The organism is Pseudomonas sp. R3-52-08, assembly GCF_003851745.1.
Taxonomy (GTDB): Bacteria; Pseudomonadota; Gammaproteobacteria; order Pseudomonadales; family Pseudomonadaceae; genus Aquipseudomonas.
In genome coordinates this window covers 3,343,714-3,365,855 of record NZ_CP027730.1, presented here as the reverse complement: position 1 = coordinate 3,365,855, position 22,142 = coordinate 3,343,714, and the positions used below count along the sequence as shown (strand labels likewise).

19 protein-coding genes are annotated in these 22,142 nt (G+C 61.8%); 10 read left to right on the top strand and 9 right to left on the bottom strand.

Annotation, left to right across the window (positions count from 1 at the left end; translation table 11 throughout):
- Positions 1–42 precede the first annotated feature (42 nt).
- Complete coding sequence (locus C4J91_RS15330; RefSeq protein WP_124365162.1) at positions 43–645, top strand: VWA domain-containing protein; 603 nt, start codon at positions 43–45, stop codon at positions 643–645.
- A gap of 108 nt (positions 646–753) precedes the next feature.
- Here the strand turns inward: C4J91_RS15330 and C4J91_RS15325 are convergent, their stop codons facing one another.
- The gene (locus tag C4J91_RS15325; RefSeq protein WP_124363109.1) at positions 754–1,701 is read right to left on the bottom strand and encodes a DUF1853 family protein; all 948 of its coding nucleotides are present in this window, start codon (positions 1,699–1,701) and stop codon (positions 754–756) included.
- Positions 1,702–1,867: 166 nt separating this feature from the next.
- Here C4J91_RS15325 and C4J91_RS15320 point away from each other — a divergent pair, with 166 nt between their 5' ends.
- Genes C4J91_RS15320 through pepN form a run of 6 tightly spaced genes read left to right on the top strand, consistent with a single transcriptional unit; the run spans position 1,868 to position 8,368 of the window.
- Positions 1,868–2,758, top strand: a complete 891-nt coding sequence (locus C4J91_RS15320) for an NAD(+) kinase (RefSeq protein WP_057725186.1) — start codon at positions 1,868–1,870, stop codon at positions 2,756–2,758.
- The gene (locus tag C4J91_RS15315) at positions 2,755–3,729 is read left to right on the top strand and encodes a metallophosphoesterase (protein WP_372237504.1); all 975 of its coding nucleotides are present in this window, start codon (positions 2,755–2,757) and stop codon (positions 3,727–3,729) included. Before C4J91_RS15320 ends, C4J91_RS15315 begins: the two co-directional genes overlap by 4 nt.
- Complete coding sequence (locus C4J91_RS15310; protein ID WP_124363107.1) at positions 3,726–4,595, top strand: rhomboid family intramembrane serine protease; 870 nt, start codon at positions 3,726–3,728, stop codon at positions 4,593–4,595. The genes C4J91_RS15315 and C4J91_RS15310 overlap by 4 nt, the downstream gene beginning before the upstream one ends.
- Positions 4,596–4,609: 14 nt before the next feature.
- Positions 4,610–4,870: a YeaC family protein gene (locus C4J91_RS15305; protein ID WP_065895393.1), complete on the top strand. Its 261-nt coding sequence runs from the start codon at positions 4,610–4,612 to the stop codon at positions 4,868–4,870.
- Positions 4,867–5,697: a DUF2797 domain-containing protein gene (locus tag C4J91_RS15300; RefSeq protein ID WP_164484543.1), complete on the top strand. Its 831-nt coding sequence runs from the start codon at positions 4,867–4,869 to the stop codon at positions 5,695–5,697. The genes C4J91_RS15305 and C4J91_RS15300 overlap by 4 nt, the downstream gene beginning before the upstream one ends.
- 13 nt (positions 5,698–5,710) lie before the next feature.
- Entirely contained in the window at positions 5,711–8,368 is a 2,658-nt protein-coding gene (gene pepN, locus C4J91_RS15295) for an aminopeptidase N (protein ID WP_124363105.1), read from the top strand.
- Positions 8,369–8,514: 146 nt separating this feature from the next.
- Here the strand turns inward: pepN and C4J91_RS15290 are convergent, their stop codons facing one another.
- The 5 genes from C4J91_RS15290 to C4J91_RS15270 all read right to left on the bottom strand — a co-directional run bounded on the left by C4J91_RS15290 (position 8,515) and on the right by C4J91_RS15270 (position 13,484).
- On the bottom strand, positions 8,515–8,916 hold the full coding sequence (locus C4J91_RS15290) for a cupin domain-containing protein (RefSeq protein WP_124363104.1): 402 nt from the start codon (positions 8,914–8,916) through the stop codon (positions 8,515–8,517).
- A gap of 83 nt (positions 8,917–8,999) precedes the next feature.
- Positions 9,000–10,433, bottom strand: a complete 1,434-nt coding sequence (locus C4J91_RS15285) for a PLP-dependent aminotransferase family protein (RefSeq protein WP_124363103.1) — start codon at positions 10,431–10,433, stop codon at positions 9,000–9,002.
- Positions 10,434–10,502: 69 nt separating this feature from the next.
- Complete coding sequence (locus C4J91_RS15280) at positions 10,503–11,270, bottom strand: SDR family oxidoreductase (protein WP_124363102.1); 768 nt, start codon at positions 11,268–11,270, stop codon at positions 10,503–10,505.
- 22 nt (positions 11,271–11,292) lie between these two features.
- A complete protein-coding gene (locus C4J91_RS15275; protein WP_124363101.1) occupies positions 11,293–12,360 on the bottom strand; it encodes a phosphotransferase family protein in 1,068 nt (355 codons plus the stop codon).
- A gap of 170 nt (positions 12,361–12,530) precedes the next feature.
- The gene (locus C4J91_RS15270) at positions 12,531–13,484 is read right to left on the bottom strand and encodes a 2-hydroxyacid dehydrogenase (protein WP_124363100.1); all 954 of its coding nucleotides are present in this window, start codon (positions 13,482–13,484) and stop codon (positions 12,531–12,533) included.
- Positions 13,485–13,752: 268 nt separating this feature from the next.
- Here C4J91_RS15270 and C4J91_RS15265 point away from each other — a divergent pair, with 268 nt between their 5' ends.
- Complete coding sequence (locus C4J91_RS15265; protein ID WP_124363099.1) at positions 13,753–15,030, top strand: serine/threonine transporter; 1,278 nt, start codon at positions 13,753–13,755, stop codon at positions 15,028–15,030.
- A 645-nt stretch (positions 15,031–15,675) separates the two neighbouring features.
- Here C4J91_RS15265 and acnB read toward each other — a convergent pair.
- Entirely contained in the window at positions 15,676–18,285 is a 2,610-nt protein-coding gene (acnB, locus tag C4J91_RS15260) for a bifunctional aconitate hydratase 2/2-methylisocitrate dehydratase (protein WP_124365161.1), read from the bottom strand.
- A gap of 395 nt (positions 18,286–18,680) precedes the next feature.
- On the opposite strand from acnB, the gene C4J91_RS15255 reads away from it, so the two are divergent.
- Positions 18,681–19,151, top strand: a complete 471-nt coding sequence (locus C4J91_RS15255; RefSeq protein WP_124363098.1) for a DUF1289 domain-containing protein — start codon at positions 18,681–18,683, stop codon at positions 19,149–19,151.
- 159 nt (positions 19,152–19,310) lie between these two features.
- On the opposite strand, the gene C4J91_RS15250 is transcribed toward C4J91_RS15255, so the two are convergent.
- Positions 19,311–20,174: a universal stress protein gene (locus C4J91_RS15250; RefSeq protein ID WP_124363097.1), complete on the bottom strand. Its 864-nt coding sequence runs from the start codon at positions 20,172–20,174 to the stop codon at positions 19,311–19,313.
- A 146-nt stretch (positions 20,175–20,320) separates the two neighbouring features.
- Between C4J91_RS15250 and C4J91_RS15245 the strand changes: the two genes are divergently transcribed.
- Positions 20,321–20,923, top strand: coding sequence for a tRNA-(ms[2]io[6]A)-hydroxylase (locus C4J91_RS15245; protein WP_124363096.1), 603 nt, complete (start codon positions 20,321–20,323; stop codon positions 20,921–20,923).
- Here C4J91_RS15245 and C4J91_RS15240 read toward each other — a convergent pair.
- Complete coding sequence (locus C4J91_RS15240) at positions 20,879–22,081, bottom strand: MFS transporter (protein WP_124363095.1); 1,203 nt, start codon at positions 22,079–22,081, stop codon at positions 20,879–20,881. The two genes, C4J91_RS15245 and C4J91_RS15240, sit on opposite strands and share 45 nt — an antisense overlap.
- Positions 22,082–22,142 lie beyond the last annotated feature (61 nt).

Here is a 22,142-nt window from a genome sequence, read left to right as displayed (position 1 = left end):
CGACCTGACGCGGGGGCGGATGCCCGGCCCAAGGCGGGGCGACTGGACAATGGCAAGCAGGGCAAGGCGCGCAGCGCAGGGCAGGGCCAGATCGATTGGCCGGGCACCTTGCTCGGTGGCCGGCCGCAGCGTCGTGAGGATCTGCGCTGGCACCTGCGCAGCCGTTCGGCCCATGAGCTGTGGCTGGTGATTGTCGACGCCTCGGCCTCCACCCGACGGTACCGGGCGTTGAGCGATGCCAAGGGCCTGTTGGCGCAGCTGTTCGATGACGCCTACCGGCAACGGGCGCGCCTGGCGTTGTTGACCGCCAGCGGGCAATCGCCGCAGTGGCAGGTGCAGGGCTTGAAGGCCTCGAAAGGCTTGGCGGATTGGCTGGAACAGCTAGGCGCCGGTGGCGGTACGCCGTTGCTGGCAGCCTTGAGCGAGGCGGCCCATTGGTTGGTGGCGCGGCGTAAGCGTTACCCGGCGGAGCAGCAGCGGGTGCTGGTGGTGACCGATGGGCGGCTCAAGGCGATCGATGGGTTGGCGCTGTTGGAGTGTCCGGGGGTGCTGGTGGATATCGAACGCGGGCCGATCAGGCTGGGGCGGGCGCGAGAGCTGGCTATCGGGTTGCAGCTGGATTATCGGCATATCGATGATGTGTAGTGCCTGGCCAGCCGCCATCGGGGGCAAGCCCCCTCCCACATTTGGAATGCATTCCCCTGTGGGAGGGGGCTTGCCCCCGATGAGGCACTCGCAGACCCCCACGCTCTATCAGCCAGCCCCCGGCACATTCGGCCATAGATCCGCCACCAGAAACAGCCGCTCGGCTTCCTCCCAATCCTCACCCTTCTGCACCAGCCGCACCAACAACTGCGCCGGCGCCATCGGGTCCAGGTCTGCCAGCCAGCCCTGCATCTGTTCCTCGCTCCACACCTCGCTTGCCGGGTAATGCGCCGGCGCCAGCCAGGCATGCCGGGGCAGGGGTTGCCAGCGACCTGCCGCGCTCGCGCTGACAAAGTCCGGCCAATCGCGCTGATGCAACCACCGCCCACGCAAATGCTGCGGATGGGCGCCATGGGGTGATTCGGCCTGGCCCGGCCACGGATACAGCAGATATCCACCCAGCCACAGGTACGCATCGAACTGCTGGATATCCAGCGCCGCCAACGCTTCACGGCTTTCCGCGCGCGCCGAAATCGGCAGTTGATGCTGGGCCAGGTGCGCCAGTTTGCGGTCGAGCCGGTCATGGCAACCCGGCCCCAGCCACTGCGCCGTGTCGCGGCCGTTGCCAGCCTGCGGGCCCAGATAAAGCTTGATTGCCAACTCCAGGTGATGCACGCCATCGCGGTCTCGCAGCAGCATGTCCAACTCGCCCAGGGTGTGCCCGGCGCGGCGGATCGGCAGGTTGGCCGCCAGCAGCTCCACGCCCGGCGCATGTTGCACGGCGAACTGCCACAGGCGCTCATAATAAAGGCCCAGACGCCGGGTGCGCGCCAGGCTCAGCCATTGCTGCAGCGCGCTGCTGTCCTGATCGAGCGCACGCAACCAGGCTTCGAGCAACTGCGGCGCCTGTACCCAGTCACTGCCAGCCAGCGGATGGCGCTGCGGCCAAGGCGTGTGTGCGAGCATCGGTGGCGCTAGCATCACCCACGCCAGGTCGCGCACTTCGGGGTGTCGCAGTTGGCGGGGCAGGGCGTGCAAGTCGGGGAACAGAGTCATGGTGCGAGCATAGCCTCTTACGTTGCGTGCAGGTGCTGAGAACCGCCTGGGAACCGCCTGAGAACCATTGTCATCAAGGCTGGGCGGCGACAAAGGATTTTGCCTGAGCCGGCCTTTCGCCCATAATCCTTTCTTTTTGCCACACCCCTATGCCCGCAGGAGCCCCATGGAGCAATTTCGCAATATCGGCATTATCGGTCGCCTGGGCAGTACCCAGGTGTTGGACACCGTCCGCCGGCTGAAAAAATTCCTGCTGGAACGCCACCTGCATGTGATCCTCGAAGACACCATCGGCGAAATCCTGCCGGGCCACGGCCTGCAGACTTCTTCGCGCAAAATGCTCGGCGAAGTGTGCGACATGGTCATCGTGGTCGGCGGCGACGGCAGCCTGCTCGGCGCAGCCCGGGCGCTGGCGCGGCACAACGTGCCGGTGCTGGGGATCAACCGTGGCAGCCTGGGGTTTCTCACCGATATCCGTCCGGATGAGCTGGAAGTCGAAGTGGCCAAGGTGCTCGACGGCCATTACCTGGTGGAAAACCGCTTCCTGCTGCAGGCCGAAGTACGCCGCCACGGCGAAGCCATCGGCCAGGGCGATGCGCTCAATGACGTGGTGCTGCATCCGGGCAAATCCACGCGGATGATCGAGTTCGAGCTGTATATCGACGGCCAGTTCGTGTGCAGCCAGAAGGCCGACGGCCTGATCGTCGCCACGCCGACCGGCTCAACCGCGTACGCGCTGTCGGCCGGTGGCCCGATCATGCACCCCAAGCTCGACGCCATTGTGATCGTGCCGATGTACCCCCATATGTTGTCGAGTCGGCCGATTGTGGTCGATGGCAACAGTGAGCTGAAGATCGTGGTGTCCAAAGATATGCAAATCTACCCACAAGTGTCCTGCGACGGGCAGAACCATTTCACCTGCGCTCCCGGCGACACCATCACCGTGAGCAAGAAGGCACAGAAGTTGCGCTTGATCCACCCGCTGGACCACAACTACTACGAAGTGTGCCGCACCAAGCTGGGCTGGGGCAGCCGCTTGGGGGGTGGAGGCGACTGATGCTCGATCCCGCGCGTAGCTACGACCTGATTGGTGACGTGCACGGTTGCGCCCACACGCTGGAGCACTTGCTCGACCAGATGGGTTACCACAAGCAGGGCGGCACCTGGCGCCACCCGTCGCGCATGGCGGTGTTTCTCGGCGATATCATCGACCGTGGCCCGCGCATTCGCGAAGCGCTGCATATCGTCCACGACATGACCGAGGCCGGTCAGGCGCTGTGCATCATGGGCAACCATGAGTTCAATGCGCTGGGTTGGACCACGCCGGCACCGCCGGGCAGCGGCAAGCAATTCGTGCGCGAGCACACCCCACGCCATGCGCGGCTGATCCAGGAAACCCTGACCCAGTTCGAGCAGCACCCGGCCGACTGGCACGACTTCCTCGGCTGGTTCTACGACATGCCGCTGTTTGTCGACGCCGGGCGTTTCCGGGTGGTGCATGCGTGCTGGGATGAGGGGTTCATCCAGCCGCTGCGCGCCACGTTCCCGGATGGCTGCATCGATCAGCATTTCCTGCAGGCCGCCGCCGTACCGGGCAGTTTCGCCTGCAACGCGTTCGATCGCCTGTTGCGCGGCACCGACATGCGCTTGCCCCACGGGCTCACCCTGACCGGTGGCGATGGCCTGACGCGCTCGTTCTTTCGCACCAAATTCTGGGAAGACGACCCGAAGACCTACGGCGACATCGTGTTCCAGCCCGATGCCTTGCCCGAGCCGGTGGCGCGCACGCCATTGTCCTCCACTGAAAAAAATTCCCTGCTGCGCTATGGCGTCGACGAGCCGCTGTTGTTCGTCGGCCATTACTGGCGCAGCGGCAAACCGGCACCGATCCGCCCGAATCTGGCCTGCCTGGACTACAGCGCGGTGCTGTACGGCAAGCTGGTGGCGTATCGCCTGGACCAGGAAACCCAACTGGATCCGCATAAATTCGTCTGGGTCGACGTTGAGCGACCTGAGGTTAGTCAATGAGTACCGTGGCTGTATTGCGCCTGCCCCTGAGCGTCGACCTGGGCGGTTTCGTCAAGTTGCTGCAACGCATGCAGGTGCCTCATCGCGTCAGCGAGGAAGCCGGCGAACAAGTGCTGTGGGTGCCCGAGAGCATCAGCGACGATGTGCGCGTGTTGTACCAACGCTTTCCCGCCGGTGACCCGGACCAGCAACTGGATATTCCCGAACAGGCGCCCATGGCGCGGCCAGGGTTTGTCCAGCAGGTACGCCATAGCCCGGTCACGGCACTGGTGCTGTTGGCCAGCCTCATCGTGGGTGCGGTGACGCTGCTTGGCGAAAACCTGCAGACCATGGCCTGGCTGACCTTCCTGCCGTTCCGGGTGCTGGGCGAATACATCCAGTTCACGCCGCTGGCCGACAGCCTGGCGTCCGGGCAGTGGTGGCGGTTGGTCACGCCAATGCTGATTCACTTCGGCATCCTGCACCTGGCCATGAATGGCATGTGGTACTGGGAGCTGGGCCGGCGCATCGAAGCGCGCCAGGGCAGCATCAACCTGCTGGGACTGACCCTGTTGTTCAGCCTGGTCTCCAATTACGCGCAGTATGCGTACGGCGGCCCGGGCCTGTTTGGCGGTTTGTCCGGCGTGTTGTATGGCCTGCTGGGGCATTGCTGGATCTTTCAACTACTCTCGCCCAACCCGGCGTATCGCCTGCCCCGTGGGGTGCTGGTGATGATGCTGGTGTGGCTGGTGCTCTGCCTGTCGGGGCTGGTCTCGATGATCGGCTTCGGCGAAATCGCCAACGCGGCCCATGTGGGCGGCTTGGTTATCGGTTGCCTGACCGGTTTGCTGGGCGGGCTGTACAACCGTCGCAAATCGGCTATTTGATAAGGAAGAGCCTTATGTCCTCTTTTGCTGAAATGATCGAAAACATCACCCCGGACATCTACGAGAGCCTTAAGCTCGCCGTGGAAATCGGCAAGTGGTCCGACGGCCGCAAGCTCACCGCCGAACAGCGCGAGCTGTCGCTGCAAGCGATGATCGCCTGGGAACTGCAGAACCTGCCCGAAGACCAGCGCACCGGCTATATGGGCCCGCAGGAATGCGCGTCGAAATCGGCACCGGTGCCAAACATCCTGTTCAAGTCGGATGCGATCCATTGATTGAAATCGGTCGCGGTGCAGTCAGCAAAATGTCGGCGAAACTCGGTGAGCCGACCGTTCAATACGCGTTTCGTCTTGGCGACACCGAGGTTGCGGTCAACCCGTTGATCGGCACCCATATCCGCCTGGAATACCTGGGTGCCATTCATTGCAGCCATTGCGGGCGCAAGACCAAAAACAGCTTCAGCCAGGGTTATTGCTACCCATGCATGACCAAGCTGGCCCAGTGTGACCTGTGCATCATGAGCCCCGAGCGTTGCCATTACGACGCTGGTACCTGCCGCGATCCGAGTTGGGGTGAAACCTTCTGCATGACCGACCACGTGGTCTACCTGGCCAACTCGTCGGGGATCAAGGTCGGCATCACCCGCGCTACGCAGTTGCCGACCCGCTGGCTCGACCAGGGTGCCAGCCAGGCGCTGCCGATCATGCGCGTGGCCACCCGCCAGCAATCGGGCTTTGTCGAGGATCTGTTTCGCAGCCAGGTGGCCGACAAGACCAACTGGCGCGCGCTGCTCAAGGGCGATGCGCAATCGGTCGACCTCAGGCAGGTACGCGATGAATTGTTCGCCTCCTGCGCCGAAGGCTTGCTGGGGTTGCAGGAACGCTTTGGCCTACAGGCCATCCAAACCATTGCCGACATCGAACCGATCGAGATCCGTTACCCGGTGCAGCAGTACCCGGCCAAGATCGTCAGCTTCAACCTGGATAAGAATCCGATTGCCGAAGGCACGCTGCTGGGGATCAAGGGCCAATACCTGATCTTCGATACCGGCGTGATCAATATTCGTAAATACACGGCCTACCAGCTCGCCGTGCATCAGTAGAGGGATGCCACCCATGCGCACCGAACAACCGAAGATGATTTACCTGAAGGACTATCAGGCGCCGGACTACCTGATCGACGAGACGCACCTGACCTTCGAGTTGTTCGAGGACCACAGCCTGGTCCACGCGCAGCTGGTGATGCGCCGCAACCCCGAGCGCGGCGCCGGGCTGCCGCCGTTGGTGCTGGACGGCCAGCAACTGGAACTGCTGAGCGTCAACCTCGCCGATCAGCCACTGACGGCCGCTGATTACCAGTTGACCGACAGCCACCTGACGCTGCAGCCACAGCGCGAAACCTTCACCCTCGACACCACGGTCAAGATTCACCCAGAAACCAACACCGCCCTCGAAGGCCTGTACAAATCCGGTGGCATGTTCTGCACCCAGTGCGAGGCCGAAGGCTTCCGCAAGATCACGTACTACCTCGACCGTCCGGACGTGATGAGCGTGTTCACCACCACGGTGATCGCCGAGCAGCATCGCTACCCGGTGCTGCTGTCCAACGGCAACCCGATTGCCAGCGGCCCCGGCGAAGACGGGCGGCACTGGGCGACCTGGGAAGACCCGTTCAAGAAACCGGCCTACCTGTTTGCCCTGGTGGCCGGTGACCTGTGGTGTGTCGAAGACAGCTTCACCACCATGACCCAGCGCGAAGTTGCGCTGCGCATCTACGTCGAGCCGGAAAACATCGACAAGTGCCAGCACGCCATGACCAGCCTGAAAAAATCCATGCGCTGGGATGAAGAGACCTACGGCCGTGAGTACGACCTCGACATCTTCATGATCGTGGCGGTCAACGACTTCAACATGGGCGCCATGGAGAACAAGGGCCTCAATATCTTCAACTCCAGCGCCGTGCTGGCCCGCGCCGAAACCGCCACCGATGCCGCCCACCAGCGTGTCGAAGCGATCGTCGCCCACGAATATTTCCACAACTGGTCGGGCAACCGCGTGACCTGCCGCGACTGGTTCCAGCTGTCGCTCAAGGAAGGCTTTACCGTGTTCCGTGACTCGGGCTTTTCCGCCGACATGAACTCGGCCACGGTCAAGCGCATCCAGGATGTGGCGTACCTGCGTACCCACCAGTTTGCCGAAGACGCCGGCCCCATGGCCCACGCGGTGCGCCCGGACAGTTTTATCGAAATCTCCAATTTCTACACCCTGACCGTGTACGAAAAGGGTTCGGAAGTCGTCGGTATGCTCCACACCTTGCTCGGCGCCGAAGGCTTTCGCAAAGGCAGCGACCTGTATTTCGAGCGCCACGACGGCCAGGCCGTGACCTGCGATGACTTCATCAAGGCCATGGAAGATGCCAACGGCGTCGACCTCAGCCAGTTCAAGCGCTGGTACAGCCAGGCCGGCACGCCGCGTTTGGCGGTGAGCGAGTCCTTTGATGCGGCGGCCAAGACCTATAGCCTGACCTTCCGCCAGAGCTGCCCGCCAACCCCGGACAAGGTGGAAAAACTGCCGTTCGTGATCCCGGTTGAGCTGGGTCTGCTGGACGACAAGGGCGCCGGTATCGCCTTGCGCCTGGAAGGTGAAGCCACGGCAAGCGGTACCTCCCGTGTGATCTCGGTGACCGAAGCCGAGCAGACTTTCACCTTTGTTGACGTCGCGGAAAAACCGTTGCCTTCACTGCTGCGTGGCTTCTCGGCACCGGTGAAGCTGAGCTTCCCGTATGACCGCGACCAACTGATGTTCCTGATGCAGCACGACAGCGACGGCTTCAACCGCTGGGACGCCGGCCAGCAATTGTCGGTGCAGGTGCTGCAGGAACTGATCGGCCAGCATCAGGCCGGGCAACCGCTGAAGCTCGATCAACGCCTGGTCGACGCGTTGCGCACGGTATTGAGCGACGAGCGCCTGGACCAGGCCATGGTCGCCGAGATGCTCTCGTTGCCGAGCGAAGCCTACCTGGCCGAAATCAGTGAAGTGGCGGATGTCGATGCGATCCACGCCGCCCGCGAATTTGCCCGTAAGCAACTGGCCGACAACCTGTTCGAAGGGCTGTGGCTGCGCTATCAGGCCAACCGTGACCTGTCCCGGAAAACGCCCTACGTGGCAGAGGCCGAGCACTTTGCCCGGCGTGCCCTGCAGAACATCGCATTGTCCTATTTGATGCTCAGCGGCAAGCCTGAAGTGCTGGCGGCGACGCTGGACCAATTCGACACCAGCGACAACATGACCGAGCGCCTGACGGCCCTGGCCGTGTTGGTGAACTCACCATTCGAAGCGGAAAAAGCCCAGGCGCTGGCGGTGTTTGCCGAGAACTTCAAGGACAACCCGCTGGTCATGGACCAATGGTTCAGCGTACAGGCCGGCAGCACCCTGCCGGGCGGGCTGGCGCGGGTCAAGGCGTTGATGGAACACCCGGCGTTCACCATCAAGAATCCGAACAAAGTGCGCGCCCTGATTGGCGCCTTTGCCGGGCAGAACCTGATCAACTTCCATGCGGCGGATGGTTCGGGCTACCGCTTCCTGGCGGACCTGGTGATCCAGCTCAACACGCTGAACCCACAGATTGCGTCGCGCCAGTTGGCACCGCTGACGCGCTGGCGTAAATACGACGCCGCGCGGCAAGCGCTGATGAAGGCGGAACTGGAGCGCATCCTGGGCGCGGGCGAGCTGTCCAGCGATGTGTTCGAGGTGGTCAGCAAGAGCCTTGCTTGACATACACGGCCAATCTTACTGAATCACACCCTTCAAAATGTGGGAGGGGGCTTGCCCCCGATGGCAGTGTGTCAGTCGCTGAGTAAGCCAACTGATACACCGCTATCGGGAGCAAGCCCCCTCCCACATTTTTATCCCGGTGCAGCTTATCGGGCAAGCGGCGTCAGCACCTCGGCCTTGTCGTCCAGCACCATCACCACCAGCAGCCTGGCAGGCTGGGTCTGGCTGGCGTTGCTCGATTCGAAGTGCCGTGAACCGGCGGGCTCGTAGAACGACTCGCCGGCCTTGTAGGTCACGGCTTTCTCATCGTTGACCCTTGAAGTGACTGCACCTTCCAGCACATAAGCCACGGCAGTGCCGGTGTGGCTGTGGGGCACGGTGGCCTGGCCGGGGGCGTAATCGACGGTGAGCATGAGGGTTTTCTTGCCGGGCATGTTGGTCAAGGCGTGCTCCTGCAGCACCTTGAGGGTTTCCTTGTTGTACACCGGCTCATGGGCGTAGGCCGTGAGCGAGGCAAGTACCGCAGCGGTGGCGAGCAGACGTTTCATGATGGGGTTCCACGGGGTTGGAGACCTGTTCACCCTACGCTTGGGGGCAGGATCGACCAATGACCAATCCGCCGGAAAACCCCCTAGCCAATCCGCAACAGGATGTCGCGCACCCTATCCAGCGCCGGGTCGATATCGAGGGTTTCGATGGCACCGAAGCCGAGAATCAGCCCCGCGCGTGGCGCAACGTCGTGGAAAAAACCATCCAGGGGGTACAAACCCACCTCCACCTCACGCGCCTGCTGCATCAATAGCGGGATGCCCACCGGCACTTTGCACAGTGCCGCCAAGTGGAACCCGGCCACCGTCGGCACCGCCTCGAACCAGGGCGACAGGTCGCCCGCCAGGCGCTGCAGGATTCGTTCGCGGCGCCCCGCATACACGCTGTGGCAGCGGCGGATATGCTTGAGCAGATAGCCTTCGCTGATGAACTTGGCCAGCGCCCATTGCGGCAGGGTGGAGCTGTGCTGGTCGGTCAGTTGCTTGGCCTTGAGCACGGCGCCATGGATCGCCGGCGGAAGCACCGCGTAGCCCAGGCGCAACTCGGGCAACAGGGTTTTCGAGAAGGTCCCGACGTAGGTCACCACGCCTCGCGTGTCCAGGCTTTGCAGGGAGTCGGTGGGGCGGCCCTGGTAGCGGAACTCACTGTCGTAGTCGTCTTCGATGATGATCGCGCCGAGTTCGATCGCGCGGTCCAGCAAGGCTTTGCGCCGCGCCAGGCTCATGGGCATGCCGAGCGGAAACTGGTGGGACGGCGTCACATAGACGAGCCGCGTGCCTTCGGGGATCTGGTCAACCTGAATGCCCTGTGCATCGACCGGAACGCTGGCGACCTTCGCCCCCATCGCCACGAACAACTGGCGCGCCGGGCTGTAGCCAGGGTCTTCCATGGCGACGATGCTGCCTGGCTCGAGGACCACGCGGGCGATCAGGTCGAGCGCCTGTTGCGCGCCATTGGTCACCACGATGTCACTGGCGCGGCATTTCACTCCGCGTGAAAACGCGATATGCCCGGCGATGGCCTCGCGCAGTGCCGGCAAGCCCTCCGGTTGGCTATAGAAACCGCTGTTCCTGGCGATACGGCGTAACGCATCCTGGGTGCAGCGCCGCCATTCTTCCTGGGGGAACTGACTGCGCGTGGTTGCCCCGCCGATGAATTCGTAGCGCAGAATGTCGCCGCTGGCGGGGTGGTGCATCGGCGAGGGCAGCGCCGCCCATTTGCCCAGGTTGGCGGCGCAGGCCAGGTCGGTGGCGGTCTGTACACGGTCGGGCTGCGGTGCCCAGGCGTTGACGAAAGTGCCTCGGCCAATCCTGCCGACCAGCAGGCCTTCATACGTCAAGGTGGCGTAGGTATCCGACACGGTTTTGCGCGATACGCCCAATTGCTCGGCGAGCAGCCGGCTGGGCGGCAATTGCGCGCCGGCTGCCAGCCGCCCGGTGGCGATGGCTTCGCGCAGTTGCTGGTAAAGCTGGGCTGCCAGGTCCTTGCGGCCATTGATGACGAGGTGCAGTTCCATGTTTCATCCTGGGACAGATCGATCTGCGCCAAGGTTACGCGCAAATCGATCGGAAGAAACCCGGCGGCCTCAGGACAGGAAACCACCGTCCACGTTCAACGACACGCCGGTGGTGTAGCTCGACGCATCGCTTGCCAGGAACAGCACCGCGCCGGCCATTTCGCTGGGGTCGGCCACGCGCTTGAGCGGGATCTGCGCCAGGGCCATCTTCAGGATCGCGTCGTTCTTGACCAGCGCCGAGGCGAACTTGGTGTCGGTCAAGCCTGGCAGCAGCGCGTTGCAACGAATGCCGAATTCGGCGCATTCCTTGGCGAACACTTTGGTCATGTTGATCACGGCGGCCTTGGTCACCGAATAGATGCCCTGGAACACGCCAGGGGAAATGCCGTTGATCGAGGCGACGTTGATAATGCTGCCACCGCCGTTGTCACGCATCAGCTTGCCGGCCTCCACCGACATGAAGAAGTAGCCACGGATGTTCACGTCGACGGTCTTCTGGAACGCGCCGAGGTCAGTGTCCAGCACGTTGCAGAACTGTGGGTTGGTCGCGGCGTTGTTGACCAGGATGTCCAGGCGGCCGAACTGTTCACGGATACCGGCGAACACTTGGGTGATCTGCTCCATTTCACCGATATGGCAGGCCACCGCAGTGGCCTTGCCGCCGTCGGCGATGATCGCGTCGGCAACGTGCTGGCAGCCTTCGAGTTTGCGGCTGGAGACAATCACATGGGCGCCTTGCTGGGCCAGCAGCTTGGCGATGGCCTCGCCGATGCCACGGCTGGCGCCGGAAACGAAAGCGATCTTGCCGTCGAGGTCGAACAGGTGGGTCTTGGACATGAAGGGTTCCTTGTGATTGTTATCAGAGGGCGGATTTGCCGATGACTGCCAGGCTCATCTGTTCCAGCAGCTTGTTCATGTGTATGAACTGGGCAAAACGTTTGTCCTGGGTCTGGCCATGGAAGAAACGGTAGTAGATCTGCTGCACGATGCCGGCCAGGCGGAACAGGCCGTAGGTGTAGTAGAAGTCGAAATTGTCGATCTGGATGCCCGAGCGTTCGGCGTAGTAGTCGACGAACTGGCGGCGGGTGAGCATGCCGGGCGCATTGCTTGGCTGGCGACGCATCAACTGCACGGGCGCGGGGTCAGCGGCTTCGATCCAGTAGGCGAGGGTGTTGCCCAGGTCCATCAACGGGTCGCCGAGGGTGGTCAGCTCCCAGTCGAGCACGCCGATGATCTGCATGGGGTTGCGCGGGTCGAGAATCACATTGTCGAAGCGATAGTCGTTGTGCACGATGCTGGAGGTCGGGTGGTCGGCCGGCATTTTATCGTTGAGCCAGGCGCGCACGGCTTCCCAGCGCGGGGCATCGGGGGTCAGGGCTTTTTCGTAGCGCTCGCTCCAGCCGCGGATCTGGCGTTCCACGTAGCCTTGGGGCTTGCCCAGGTCGGCCAGGCCGCAGGCGGTGTAGTCGACCTGATGCAGTTCGACGAATTTGTCGATAAAGCTTTTGCACAACGCTTCGGTTCGGCTCGCGTCCAGGCCCAGTTCGGCCGGCAGGTCGGAGCGCAAAATAATCCCATTGACCCGTTCCATGACATAGAACTCAGCGCCGATCACCGTTTCATCGGTGCAATGCACGTAGGCCTTGGGGCAGTACGGAAAGCCATCCTTGAGCTGGTTGAGGATGCGATATTCACGCCCCATGTCGTGGGCGGACTTGGCCTTGTGGCCGAATGGCGGGCGACGCAACACGAATTCCTGGTCCGGGTATTCCAGCAGATACGTCAGGTTGGAGGCGCCGCCGGGAAACTGGCTGATCTTGAGCGTGCCGTGCAGGCCGGGAATATGGGCCTTGAGGTAGGGATCGATCAGGCCGGCATCTAGTTCTTCGCCGGGGCGAATCTGGGTCGATTGGTCGTTAAGCGCCATGCTTATCCCTTCTGCTTATTATAAAGGCCTTGGACTATTGGCTAATCTAATGCGCCGCGCCGCCCACCGACAAGGTCGGGGCGGCTTAATAGGTTAGCGTGTTGGGGAATGATCAGCGGGCCTGATCCACGCAAATCACCCGGGCGGTACGGCCCCGCCGCGGGCATTCGCTACGGGTTGCGCGACGGGAGTGTCACGGGGGTCAGTACAGGGCGACCAGCAAAGTATTCCACCAGGTTGTCGGCCACCCGTTGCACGGTGTCGTGGGCGGCTTCGGGCGACAGGCCGGCCACATGGGAGGTCAGCACGGTATTGTTCAGGCGCTTGAGCGCGTCGGGCACCTTGGGCTCGTCGTCGAAGACGTCCAGCGCGGCGCCGCCGATACGTCGCTGTTCCAGCGCAGCCACCAGGTCGGTGGTGACCACCACGCTGCCACGACCGATATTGACCAGATAGCCGTTCGGCCCCAGGGCGTCGAGGGCGTGGCGATCGATCAGGTGGCGAGTGCTGGCGCCACCGGGCGTGGCCAGGATCAGGAAATCCGAGGTGCGCGCCAATTCCACGGCGCTTGAGCAGTAGGTGTAATCCACATCATCGCGGGGTTGGCGGTTGTGGTAGCTCACCTCCATGCCAAACCCCAGGGACGCGCGCTTGGCGATCTCCAGGCCTACGGCGCCCAGCCCGAGAATCCCCAGTTGCTTGCCGCCCAGGGAAGGGCGCATCACCTTTGGCCATTCACTGCGGCGCACGGCGGCGTCATTCTGGGGGATACCGCGCACCAGCGACAGCAGCAAGGCCATGGCATGGTCAGCCACCGACGGCGCATTTACCCCGGCGCCGTTAGTCACCACAATCCCACGGTTGGCGGCGGCCTGCAGGTCTACATGTTCGTAGCCGGCACCGATCACGCAGATGATCTCCAGCAGCGGCAGCGCGGCGATTTCCTCGGCATACAGCCCCAGCGGGCCACGGGTGAGCACGGCCTTGATCTGCCCGCCATGGGCCTTGATCGCCTGGGCTCGTTCGACAGGCGTCGGCGCCAGGATCACATGGAAATCATTGCTCTCGATGATTTGCAGGTATTCGTTGATGGTCTCAACCAGGACCAGAACAGTGGTAGTCATGCAAGGTTCTTCCTGAAGTGCTTGAGCGCATGAGTATGCGGGATTTGTAAGACGGAACGTAGGTTGCTGTAGGAGCGAGCTTGCTCTCGAACGAAGTTGAGTGCGCTACGCATTACCGTGCAGCCGGCTCCACCACCTGACCATTCCTCAGCTAAGTCTTTGCTTATGCACGAGAATCCCGGACAATCGCGTCCCTGTTGAGGTCGGGGCGCTGCCTGTCAGGTTTTTCTGACTCGTCCCGGCCGTGTGAATGCGGAGATCCGACCGGATGAATGATCAGGCCAATAGCGTCGATGAACGCTATGCAACGACACCTGCAACGCTCACAAGCTGGAGCCGCCAGGACACCACCTGGATGCTTGGGCTGTTCGGCACCGCCATCGGCGCCGGTACTTTGTTCTTGCCGATCAACGCGGGCCTGGGGGGCTTCTGGCCGCTGGTGATCCTGGCGCTGCTGGCCTTTCCAATGACGTTCTTTGCCCACCGTGGGCTGACCCGTTTCGTACTCTCCGGCCGGGAAGGTTCCGACATTACCGATGTGGTCGAAGAGCATTTCGGCATTAAAGCCGGCGCGTTGATCACCTTGCTGTACTTCTTTGCGATCTTCCCGATCCTGCTGATCTATAGCGTGGCCCTGACCAACACCGTCAGCAGCTTCATGGAACACCAACTGCACATCATGCCGCCGCCTCGGGCAGTCCTGGCGTTTGTGCTGATCCTGGGCTTGCTGGCGGTGGTGCGTTGCGGCGAAAAGGTGATCGTCAAGGCCATGAGCCTGATGGTGTATCCGTTTATCGTTGCCTTGCTGTTCCTCGCCGTGTACCTGGTGCCGCATTGGACGGGCGGCATCCTGAGTACCGCCCGTGAGATTCCGGCGCCGTCGGCCTTGCTCAACACCTTGTGGCTGGCGATTCCGGTGATGGTGTTCTCGTTCAACCACTCGCCGATCATCTCGGCCTTCGCGGTGGACCAGAAACGCCAGTATGGCGCACACGCCGACGAGCGCAGCTCGCAGATCCTGTCTCGCGCGCACCTGTTGATGGTGGTGATGGTGCTGTTCTTCGTGTTCAGCTGCGTGCTGACCCTGTCACCGGCGCAGTTGGCCGAGGCGAAAGCGCAGAACCTGTCGATCCTGTCGTACCTGGCCAACCACTTTGACAACCCGACCATTGCCTTCGCCGCGCCGTTGATTGCATTCGTGGCGATTGCCAAGTCATTCCTGGGCCACTACATCGGTGCCAGCGAAGGCCTCAAGGGCCTGGTGCTGAAGACTGGCCGCCGCCCGGCAGCCAAATCTCTGGACCGCATGACCGCCGCCTTCATGCTGGTGGTGTGCTGGGTCGTCGCCACGCTTAACCCAAGCATCCTCGGCATGATCGAGACCCTGGGTGGGCCGGTGATTGCATCGATCCTGTTCCTGATGCCGATGTACGCCATCCGCAAAGTGCCGGCCATGGCCAAGTACCGGGGGCAGGCGTCGAATGTGTTTGTCACGGCGGTGGGGTTGGTGGCGATTACTGCGTTGGTGTATTCGCTGATGGCTTAAGGCCTGACGCAATCTCCAAGGCTGTCCGAGATCCAAATGTGGGAGGGGGCTTGCTCCCGATAGCGGTATGTCAGTCACCAATGAATTGGCTGAACCAACGCTATCGGGGGCAAGCCCCCTCCCACATGTGTTTGGTGGTGTTGCTGGGATTGTATTCCAGGCATGAAAATGCCGCGTATCTCCAGATGGCGATCACTGCTCTGGTTGACTCGCTGATGGCTTAAGGTCTGACACAGCCTGCAAGAGCTACAGAGACCAAATGTGGGAGGGGGCTTGCCCCCGATGGCGGTGTATCAGTCACCTATGAATTGATTGAACCACTGCTATCGGGAGCAAGCCCCCTCCCACATGTGTTTTGTGGTGTTGCTGGGATTGTATTCCAGGCATGAAAATGCCGCGTATCTCCAGATGGCGATCACTGCTCTGGTTGACTCGCTGATGGCTTAAGGTCTGACACAGCCCGCAAGGGCTACAGAGAACCAAATGTGGGAGGGGGCTTGCCCCCGATGGCGGTGTATCAGTCACCTATGAATTGACTGAACCACTGCTATCGGGAGCAAGCCCCCTCCCACATTTGTTTGTATTCCAGGCATAAAAAACGCCGCGTACCTTGCGATACGCGGCGCCTATCACATCAACACACCGTTAAGCTTGAATCACCGGGATGTTGGCGCTTGCTGCGATCTTGCGGAACTCGGCGATCTGGTCGAAGTTCAGGTAGCGGTAGACGTCGCTGGCCATGGTGTCCAGTTTCGCCGCGTAGCCCATGTACTCTTCGACGGTGGGCAGGCGACCCAGGGTAGAGGCGACTGCCGCCAGCTCGGCCGAGGCCAGGTAGACGTTGGCGCCATCGCCCAGACGGTTCGGGAAGTTACGGGTCGAGGTCGACACGACGGTCGAATTCGGCTCTACACGCGCCTGGTTACCCATGCACAGCGAGCAGCCCGGCATTTCCATGCGCGCACCAGCCTTGCCGTAGATGCCGTAGTAGCCTTCTTCGGTCAGCTGGTGGGCGTCCATCTTGGTCGGCGGCGACAGCCACAGACGGGTTGGCAACTGGCCCTTGACCTGCTCCAGCAGCTTACCGGCAGCGCGGAAGTGACCGATGTTGGTCATGCACGAACCGATGAACACTTCGTCGATCTTCTCACCGGCAACGCTCGACAGCAGACGGGCATCGTCCGGATCGTTCGGTGCGCAGAGAATCGGCTCGTTGATTTCCGACAGGTCGATCTCGATGATTTCGGCGTATTCGGCGTCGGCATCGGCTTCCATCAGCTCCGGGTTGGCAACCCAGGCTTCCATCGCTTGGGCGCGACGTTCCAGGGTGCGTGGATCGCCGTAGCCTTCGCCGATCATCCAGCGCAGCAAGGTGATGTTGGAGTTCAGGTACTCGGTGACGGAGTCCTTGGACAGCTTGATGGTGCAACCGGCAGCCGAACGTTCAGCCGAGGCGTCGGACAGCTCGAAAGCCTGTTCCAGCGTCAGATCGTTCAGGCCTTCGATTTCCAGGATGCGGCCGGAGAAGGCGTTTTTCTTGCCTTTCTTCTCTACGGTCAGCAGGCCAGCCTGGATCGCGTAGTAAGGAATGGCATGCACCAGGTCACGCAGGGTGATGCCAGGCTTCATTTTGCCTTTGAAACGCACCAGGATCGATTCCGGCATGTCCAGCGGCATCACGCCGGTGGCAGCGGCGAACGCGACCAGACCGGAGCCGGCCGGGAACGAGATGCCCATCGGGAAGCGGGTGTGGGAGTCACCACCGGTACCGACGGTGTCCGGCAGCAGCATGCGGTTCAGCCAGCTGTGGATGATGCCGTCGCCTGGACGCAGCGATACACCGCCACGGGTCATGATGAAGTCAGGCAGGGTGTGGTGGGTGGTCACGTCGATCGGCTTTGGATAAGCCGCAGTGTGGCAGAACGACTGCATCACCAGGTCGGTCGAGAAGCCCAGGCACGCCAGGTCTTTGAGTTCATCACGGGTCATTGGACCGGTGGTGTCCTGGGAACCGACGGTGGTCATCTTCGGTTCGCAGTAGGTGCCAGGGCGCACGCCTTTGCCTTCCGGCAGGCCGCACGCCTTGCCGACCATTTTCTGCGCCAGGGTGAAGCCCTTGCCGGTGTCGACAGGCGCTTCAGGCAGCTTGAACAGGTCGGTAGGGCCCAGGCCCAGTTCGGCACGGGCCTTGTCGGTCAGGCCGCGACCGATGATCAGCGGAATACGGCCGCCGGCGCGAACTTCGTCCAACAGCACCGGGGTCTTCATTTCGAAGGTGGTGATGACTTCATCGGTGCCGTGTTTGCAGACTTTGCCAGCATGCGGGTACAGGTCGATCACGTCGCCCATGTGCATGTTGGTGACGTCGAACTCGATCGGCAGTGCGCCCGCATCTTCCATGGTGTTGTAGAAGATCGGAGCGATTTTGCTGCCGAAGCAGAAACCGCCGGCGCGCTTGTTCGGAACAAAGGGAACGTCGTCGCCGAAGAACCACAGCACGGAGTTGGTTGCCGATTTACGCGACGAACCGGTACCGACCACGTCGCCAACGTAGGCGATCGGGAAGCCTTGGCCGCGCATTTCTTCGATCTGCTTCATCGGGCCGGTCTTGCCTTGCTCGTCCGGCACGATGCCTTCACGGGCCATTTTCAGCATGGCCAGGGCGTGCAGCGGGATGTCAGGGCGCGACCAGGCGTCCGGGGCAGGGGACAGGTCGTCGGTGTTGGTTTCACCGGTGACCTTGAACACGCGCAGGCTGATCTTGTCGGCCAGGGTCGGACGGTTACGGAACCATTCGCCGTCGGCCCAGGATTGGATCACGCCTTTGGCGTGCTCGTTGCCGTTGCGGGCTTTTTCCGCCACGTCGTGGAACGCATCGAACATCAGCAGGGTGTGCTTGAGTTGGGCGGCCGCGACAGGCGCAAGCTCGGCGTCGTCCAGCAGCTCGACCAACGTCACTATGTTGTAGCCGCCTTGCATGGTGCCAAGCAGTTCAACAGCGCGCTTTTTGTCGATCAGGGGGGAGGTGGCTTCACCCTTGGCCAGGGCGGACAGGAAACCGGCCTTGACGTAGGCAGCTTCGTCAACGCCCGGTGGAATGCGGTTGGTGATCAGGTCAACGAGGAATTCTTCTTCGCCAGCCGGGGGATTTTTCAGCAGCTCGACCAGGCCTGCGGTTTGTTCGGCGTTAAGCGGCTGGGGCACGATACCCAGGGCGGCACGCTCTTCGATATGTTTGCGGTAGGCTTCAAGCACAGTTATTACCCTCATCAGTGGTCCCACGGGACGCTCATCCAGGAATGACCGGCACGCGTGCGCTCGGGGGCTTTTTGGGCCGCAAAGCCAGCGCTGCCGACCGTCCTTACAGAAGCTGCTTTCAAAGTTTTACGCCTGCAGAACGGAGCTGATGAGGGTCGGCGCAGTGTTGACCTACCGGGGTCAAACCTGCGCCAACACCGTTCTGAAGGAACGACTGTGCTCGTGACGCTTTGAAAACAGCTTCCAGCGGATTATTGGCGCCTTACAAGGCCGGGTGATTCTACGGCAAAAAAAATCTAAAGGTAAGTTGCGTCACCAAGTTTGCAGGGTGATCAACCTTAGACAAAGGGCTAACATGGCGCACTGTTTCGCTGATCTGCGTGTTTTCGCCCATGTCCAACCAAACCATCAAGACCCCCTGCGTCGGCCTGTGCTCCACGGTCTACGGCGATCTCGTGTGTCGCGGCTGCAAGCGCTTTCACCACGAAGTGATCCAGTGGAACGGCTATAACGAAGAAGAAAAGCGTGCGGTCTGGCTCAGGCTCGAGCAATTGCTGGTGCAGGTGATGGCCGGCAAAGTCGAGGTTTTTGCCCCCAAGACCCTGCGCGGGCAGTTGGAACAGCGCAAGATTCGCTTCGTGCCGCACCAGTCCGAGTATTGCTGGGCCTATCAGTTGATTGCACGTGGGGCGCGGGTGATCAATAACCTGGAGGCCTACGGCATGGTACTGCTGCCGGAGTTCCGCGACTGGCCCTTGCCAGACCTGCGCGACGCGATTGATCGGGAATTCTTTATCTTGTCCGAGGCGCATTACCAGCGTTATATCGCACCGGGATTCCTGAAGGATACGCTATCTACCTGACGGTACAGGGGCCCCTGTAGGAGCGAGCTTGCTCGCGAAAAACGCCCAGGCAACGCGTTCATTCTGAATAAACGCGGGGGGCTGAGTTCTTCGCGAGCAAGCTCGCTCCTACAGAAAAGCCTTGAGGCAAGCCCCCTCCCACATTTGATCTTCATTGCTTCAGGCTTGGGTGGCGAGTTCTTCCAAATGGTCCATCAGCGTCTGCGGCTTGAGCACCAGCACATCGCTTTCCACCGCATCCAGCACCACCTCTGCCGTATTGCCGATCAACGCCCCGGAAATTCCAGTGCGCGCCACAGTGCCGATAATCGTCAGTGCCGCCTGCAACTGGTGGGCGATATGGGGAATCAGCACATCCGCCGGGCCTTCCTTGATATGCAGGTGTGCGTCATCCACATCGAATTCGGCCTGGAAGGCCTGGCACTGCTCGCGATAACGCGCCTCGATAGTTTCCCGCAGTTGAAACGTCGGGTCCGCCGCCGACAGCATCGGCGAGGGGTGTGCGCTGATCACATGCAACTGCGCCTTGGCCAGGCTCGCGATATCAAAGCCGTGGTCGATGATGGAATTGTGCAGCGAGCGGTGTTCGCTGTCGGTATTGCCCACGTCGATGGCCGCCAGAATCACGCCGCCGGCCCAGGGCGTGGCGGTCTTGACCAGCAGCACGGGCGTCGGGCAATAGCGCAGCAGTTTCCAGTCTGCCGGGGTCAGCAGGGCTTTTTTCAGCGGGCTGTCGGCAAAGTGCTGCTTGATCACCAGGCCGCAGCCCTCGGCCTGCTGCACGTCGACGATGGTTTCATGCAGGCTGTCGTTCCACGCCTGTTCGGTCGTGACGCTGTACCCGTCCTCCTGCAGGCCAGATTTGAGCAGGCTCAGCAGCGCCGAATGCTCATGCTTTTTGTCACAGACCAGCAAATGCAGGTGCGCGTCGGTGACCCCAGCGATCAGCTTCGCGCGCTTGAGGGCCAGGCTTTCGGTATGCTCGGGCTCGATGACCACCAGGATGCTGCGGATGGCTTGCATGGTCGGTTCTCCAGGAGTGGGCCTGCAACAACTATAGTTGCTGCACGCGTGCCGTCATCTTGATGTACATCAAGGCCCATGGCTGGTGGTCTGCGGCGTGGTCGGTATAATCGGCGCCCTTTTGTGATCCTTTGCCCGTGAGCCCGATGATCCTGCCCGAAATCCACGAATTCCTCGGTTGCCGCACCCCCGACGCCTGGGTCCAGGCCGCGCTGGCCGACCAGGACACCCTGCTGATCGACCACAAGAACTGCGAATTCAAAGCCGCCAGCACCGCCCTGAGCCTGATCGCCAAGTATCACGGCCACCTCGACCTGATCAATATGATGTCGCGGCTGGCCCGTGAAGAGCTGGTGCACCACGAGCAGGTCATGCGCCTGATGAAAAAACGCAAGGTTGAACTGCGCCAATTGTCCGCCGGCCGTTACGCCTCGGGGTTGCGCAAGGTGGTGCGCAACCATGAGCCGGTCAAACTGGTGGATACCCTGGTGGTGGGGGCGTTTATCGAAGCGCGCAGTTGCGAGCGTTTTGAAGCGCTGGTGCCGCATTTGGACGAAGAACTCGGCAAGTTCTACTTCGGTTTGCTCAAAAGCGAAGCGCGGCACTTCCAGGGCTATTTGAAACTGGCCTACCAGTACGGTGACGCCAAGGACATCGCCCAGGTGATCGAGCGGGTGAGGGCGGCCGAGCAGGCGTTGATCGAGTCAGCCGACGTCGAGTTCCGCTTTCACAGTGGCGTGCCAGCCTGAGGCCACGGCTACGCCGATCAAGGCGCTGATTCCGGTCAGCAGCAGAATCACCGTTTGCGTGCCAAGCGGCGCTGCCAGCACCGCAATCAGCAAGCCCGCCAAGGGCTGGGCGAGGTTGTTGAGCAGGGTGATCACTCCCACCGTTTTGCCGAAATCCTGCACCGGAATCACCCGCTGACGGGTGCTGCGCATGTACACGTTGAACATCTTGTCGAAACCGCTCACCAGCAGGAAGCCCACGGCGTACATCCACACGCCGGGGCTGAGGGCGGTGATCAACGCGCCCACGGCAATCATCGAATACGACAGCCCGCCGAGCACCTTCAGCGCCAGGCTCGAGCGTGCGAGGTAAAACAGAATTACCAGGGTGACCACCGCGCCAGCGGCTTGCAGCAGGGCGTAGGCGTCCTTGTCCGCCGCGTATTGCCCGGTGACCAGGGCCGCCGACGTGGCCAGCGTCACGCCGACGATCAGGTTCACACCAATGGCCAGGGTAATGATGCGCTTCAACTCCACCCGGCTGCGGATGTGGCCCAAAGCGGTGCGCAGCGGCTGCAGCCAGAGGCCCGGGTGCTGCGGCTCATGGGGCTGCAGGTGCACGCGGGTGTTGCGCTGCCAGGCCAGCATCGCCAGGTCCGCCAGCACAAACAGTGCGGCGATGCCCAGCACCACCCAAGGCCACGCCCAGATTTCCAGCATCAGCGCCGCCACCAACGGCCCGAGTACCAGGCCGCTCTGGTCGGCGATCTGCGAATAAGACAAGGTCTTGGTGTAGGTATAATGCTGGAAAATATGCGGCATCAGCACTTCCCGCGCCATGATGCCCTGGGTGGTCAATACCCCGCACAACGCCGACAGGATCACCAGCCATTGGATACCGTCGAACAGCCCGTACAGCACCACCGCTACCACGCAGGCCAACGCCCGATACACTTGGCTGACATGCAGGATGCGCACGGGTGAAAACCTGTCGCACAACGCCCCGCACACCGGAAAGGCCAGGTAGCGCGGCAGTGACTCGGCAAAGAACGCCAGGCCCGCCCAAGACACACTCTGGGTAGTTTGGAACACGATCAGCGGCACGATGAACAGCAGGATCTGGTCCGCCAGTCGCGACAGGAACAGTGAAACGAAGAACGCCAGGTAATCCTTGCGCATATAACTCCCTGTGAATGGCGTAAAAGAGTGCAGGCTATTTGTTAAAAACTCTTAAAAGCAT

Coding starts and splice junctions, on each gene's coding strand:
- C4J91_RS15325 (WP_124363109.1), bottom strand. CDS start 1,701: ATGACTCTGTTCCCCGACTTGCACGCCCTGCCCCGCCAACTGCGACAC.
- C4J91_RS15320 (WP_057725186.1), top strand. CDS start 1,868: ATGGAGCAATTTCGCAATATCGGCATTATCGGTCGCCTGGGCAGTACC.
- C4J91_RS15310 (WP_124363107.1), top strand. CDS start 3,726: ATGAGTACCGTGGCTGTATTGCGCCTGCCCCTGAGCGTCGACCTGGGC.
- C4J91_RS15305 (WP_065895393.1), top strand. CDS start 4,610: ATGTCCTCTTTTGCTGAAATGATCGAAAACATCACCCCGGACATCTAC.
- pepN (WP_124363105.1), top strand. CDS start 5,711: ATGCGCACCGAACAACCGAAGATGATTTACCTGAAGGACTATCAGGCG.
- C4J91_RS15290 (WP_124363104.1), bottom strand. CDS start 8,916: ATGAAACGTCTGCTCGCCACCGCTGCGGTACTTGCCTCGCTCACGGCC.
- C4J91_RS15285 (WP_124363103.1), bottom strand. CDS start 10,433: ATGGAACTGCACCTCGTCATCAATGGCCGCAAGGACCTGGCAGCCCAG.
- C4J91_RS15280 (WP_124363102.1), bottom strand. CDS start 11,270: ATGTCCAAGACCCACCTGTTCGACCTCGACGGCAAGATCGCTTTCGTT.
- C4J91_RS15275 (WP_124363101.1), bottom strand. CDS start 12,360: ATGGCGCTTAACGACCAATCGACCCAGATTCGCCCCGGCGAAGAACTA.
- C4J91_RS15270 (WP_124363100.1), bottom strand. CDS start 13,484: ATGACTACCACTGTTCTGGTCCTGGTTGAGACCATCAACGAATACCTG.
- C4J91_RS15265 (WP_124363099.1), top strand. CDS start 13,753: ATGAATGATCAGGCCAATAGCGTCGATGAACGCTATGCAACGACACCT.
- C4J91_RS15255 (WP_124363098.1), top strand. CDS start 18,681: ATGTCCAACCAAACCATCAAGACCCCCTGCGTCGGCCTGTGCTCCACG.
- C4J91_RS15250 (WP_124363097.1), bottom strand. CDS start 20,174: ATGCAAGCCATCCGCAGCATCCTGGTGGTCATCGAGCCCGAGCATACC.
- C4J91_RS15245 (WP_124363096.1), top strand. CDS start 20,321: ATGATCCTGCCCGAAATCCACGAATTCCTCGGTTGCCGCACCCCCGAC.
- C4J91_RS15240 (WP_124363095.1), bottom strand. CDS start 22,081: ATGCGCAAGGATTACCTGGCGTTCTTCGTTTCACTGTTCCTGTCGCGA.